The 3,434-nt window shown below is 50.1% G+C and carries 2 protein-coding genes; both read left to right on the top strand.

Annotated elements, in window-relative coordinates:
• Positions 1-223: 223 nt before the first annotated feature.
• Positions 224-2,044 (top strand): biotin/lipoyl-containing protein, encoded by a 1,821-nt coding sequence (locus Q0338_RS01600; RefSeq protein ID WP_298085232.1) that lies wholly within the window; start codon positions 224-226, stop codon positions 2,042-2,044.
• A gap of 18 nt (positions 2,045-2,062) precedes the next feature.
• A partial coding sequence (gene pckA, locus Q0338_RS01595) for a phosphoenolpyruvate carboxykinase (ATP) (RefSeq protein ID WP_298085231.1) occupies positions 2,063-3,434 on the top strand: 1,372 nt, incomplete at its 3' end.

Below are 3,434 nucleotides of genomic sequence, written 5' to 3'. Positions count from 1 at the left end.
ATCCTGCGCCTCTACGGCGTCTCTTATCTCGTCAAACAAAAACTCTTCTTTATCGCCCAATCTATCAAATTCTTTTAGCTTTTTATAAAGTTCTTCTAGCGTGCGCTCTTGCATTTGCTCCCCTCGTTAAACATTTTTGTGATAATGCTTTGATTTTATTATATCCACTTAATCTAAAACTAGGTAAAATTAGCACGATTTTGAAATTTGACAAGGCGGCAAAATGGCGAAAAAATTTATAGACGTTATGGATACTACCTTTAGAGACGGCTTTCAGTCGGTTTTCGGCGCGCGCGTGGCGATGGCTGATTTTTTGCCTGCGGTTAGCGCGGCTAAAGAGGCCGGTATAACGCACTTTGAGTTTGGCGGCGGGGCGCGGTTTCAGAGCCTTTATTTTTATTTAAACGAAGACGCGTTTGCGATGATGGATAAATTTCGCGAAACGGTCGGACCTGAGGCAAACCTGCAAACTCTAAGCCGCGGCGTAAATACCGTGACGCTAGATACGGGTAGCCGCGAGCTAGTCGATCTGCACGCAAAGCTCTTTAAAAAGCACGGCACGACCACGATACGAAACTTCGACGCGCTAAACGACGTGGAAAATTTAAAATACTCTGGCGAGCGTATCGCTCATCACGGACTAAAGCACGAAGTGGTCGTCACGATGATGGATCTGCCTGCGGGCTGTTCGGGCGCGCACGACGTGGCGTTTTACGAGCGGATTTTGCGTGAAATTTTAGACGCGGGCATACCGTATCACAGCGTTTGTTTCAAGGACGCCAGCGGCACGAGCAGTCCGCAAAAAGTATATGAGACCATCAAAATGGCTCGCAAACTCCTCCCGCAAAATACCCACATCAGACTCCACACTCACGAAACCGCAGGCGTTAGCGTCGCGTGCTATATGGCCGCTCTAGAAGCCGGCGCAGACGGCATAGATCTAGCCGCAAGCCCGGTTAGCGGCGGCACCAGTCAGCCTGATATCCTAACGATGCTGCATGCCGTTAAGGGCAAAAACTACGATCTGGGCGGACTTGACGTGGAGAAAATTCTAAAATACGAAAGCGTGCTAAATGAGTGCTTGAAAGATTATTTCCTGCCGCCTGAGGCCGTGCAGGTTAGCCCGCTCATCCCGTTTAGCCCGATGCCAGGCGGCGCGCTAACGGCAAATACCCAAATGATGCGCGATAATAATATCTTGGATAAATTCCCCGAAGTTATCCTTGCTATGCGCGAAGTCGTACAAAAAGGCGGCTACGGCACGAGCGTGACGCCGGTTAGTCAGTTTTATTTCCAGCAGGCGTTTAACAACGTGATGTTTGGCCCGTGGAAAAAGATCGCCGAGGGCTACGGTAAAATGGTGCTAGGCTACTTCGGCAAGACGCCCGTAGAGCCAGATAAGAGCGTGGTTAAGCTAGCTAGCGAGCAGCTAAACTTAAAACCGACCAAAGAGCACGCTATGGATATCGCAGATAAAGACGAGAGCAAGTCGCTTAAATTTACGCGCGAGCTACTCAAAAAAGAGGGCATCGAGCCTAGCGAGGAAAATATCTTTATCGCTGCGGCGTGCAAGGAAAAAGGCATCGCGTTTTTAAAAGGCGAAGGCAAGGTAAATATCCGAAAAAAATCGACAAATGCGGGCGAAACGAGCGCGCCGACCCCACGTGCGAAAAATCCGATAAACGAAAAATATAGCGTCACCGTAAACGGCAAGAAATTTGACGTCGAGGTCGCGGACGCTGAGGGCAAAGCCGAGATAAAAAGCGTAAAACCCGCAAGCGTAGCGCACATGCCGCCTCCGGAGCTCTCGCCGGCTAAAACGACCGGCGGCAGCGGCGAGCCGGTGAAAAGCACGCTTCCTGGAAACGTGTTTAAAATCCTAGTCGCAGTGGGCGATAGCGTGAAAAAGGGACAAAGGATGTTCGTGCTAGAGGCCATGAAGATGGAAATAGACGTAAACGCTCCAAAAGACGGGCTGGTAACGTCTATCGAGGTACAGCAAGGACAAACCGTAGCAAACGGTCAAATTTTAGCGAAAATTTAATCCAAAAAAGGAAGAAAAATGGTAAACGAAATAGAAAAATTAGGTCTTAAGGACATCAAAAAAATCAACCACAACCTAAGCTACGACGAGCTTTTTGAGCTTGAAAAGGCGATGGGCGAGGGACGCGTGTCAAGTAACGGCACTTTTATGGTCGATACGGGCATCTTTACGGGTCGCAGCCCAAAGGATAAGTACTTCGTAAAACAAGATCCGAGCCAAAAATACATCGCTTGGGGTAAGGTAAATCAGCCTATCTCAAAAGAGCTTTTCGATAAGCTTTTAGCTAAGGCAAAAGCCCAGCTAAGCGGCAAGGAAATCTTTATCCAAGACGCATTTTGCGGCGCGAGCGAAAAGAGTAAAAAATCGGTTCGCTTCGTAACCGAAGTCGCGTGGCAGGCGCATTTTGTTAAAAATATGTTCATCCGTCCAAGCGAGGCGGAGCTAGCTAAATTTAGCCCTGATTTCGTCGTTTATAACGCGTGCAAATGCAAAAACGAAGAGTGCAAAGAGCAGGGGCTAAACTCCGACGTTTTCGTTATCTTTAACGTCGAGGAAAACGTCGCTGTTATCGGCGGCACGTGGTACGGCGGCGAGATGAAAAAAGGAATTTTTTCTATGATGAACTACTGGCTGCCGCTTGAGGGCAAGCTAAGTATGCACTGCTCGGCAAACGTGGGCAAAGAGGGCGACACGGCGCTATTTTTCGGTCTAAGCGGCACGGGCAAAACCACGCTATCGACCGATCCAAACCGCAAGCTAATAGGCGATGATGAGCACGGCTGGGACGATGAGGGGATATTTAACTTCGAGGGCGGCTGCTACGCGAAGTGCATAAATTTAGACCCGAGCAGCGAGCCTGAAATTTACGCCGCGATCAAACGCGACGCGCTGCTTGAAAACGTGGTCGCCAACGAGGCGGGCGTCGTGGACTACAAAGACGGCAGCAAGACCGAAAACACCCGCGTCAGCTACCCGATCTATCATATCGATAACTACGAGCCAAGCTCTGCGGGCGGCCATCCGAAAAATATCATCTTCCTAACCGCCGACGCATTCGGCGTTTTGCCGCCGGTCGCAAAACTAACCAAAGAGCAGGCGATGTATTATTTCCTAAGCGGCTATACGGCCAAAGTCGCGGGCACCGAGCGCGGTATCACCGAGCCCGTGGCGACATTTAGCGCGTGCTTCGGCGAGCCGTTTATGCCGCTACATCCGACCGTTTACGCTAAGCTTCTAGGCGAAAAGATTGATAAGCACAATGTCAGCGTCTATCTCGTAAACACCGGCTGGAGCGGCGGCGCGTACGGCGTGGGCAAGCGAATGAGCATCAAAGCCACGCGCGCATGCATAAACGCGATCCTGGACGGCAGTATCAAAAAGTGCGAATTTG

This window comes from uncultured Campylobacter sp. (genome assembly GCF_938018145.1).
Lineage (GTDB): Bacteria > Campylobacterota > Campylobacteria > Campylobacterales > Campylobacteraceae > Campylobacter_A.
Note: the sequence above shows the minus strand (reverse complement) of the source record. Positions and strands in the feature narration are given on the sequence as shown.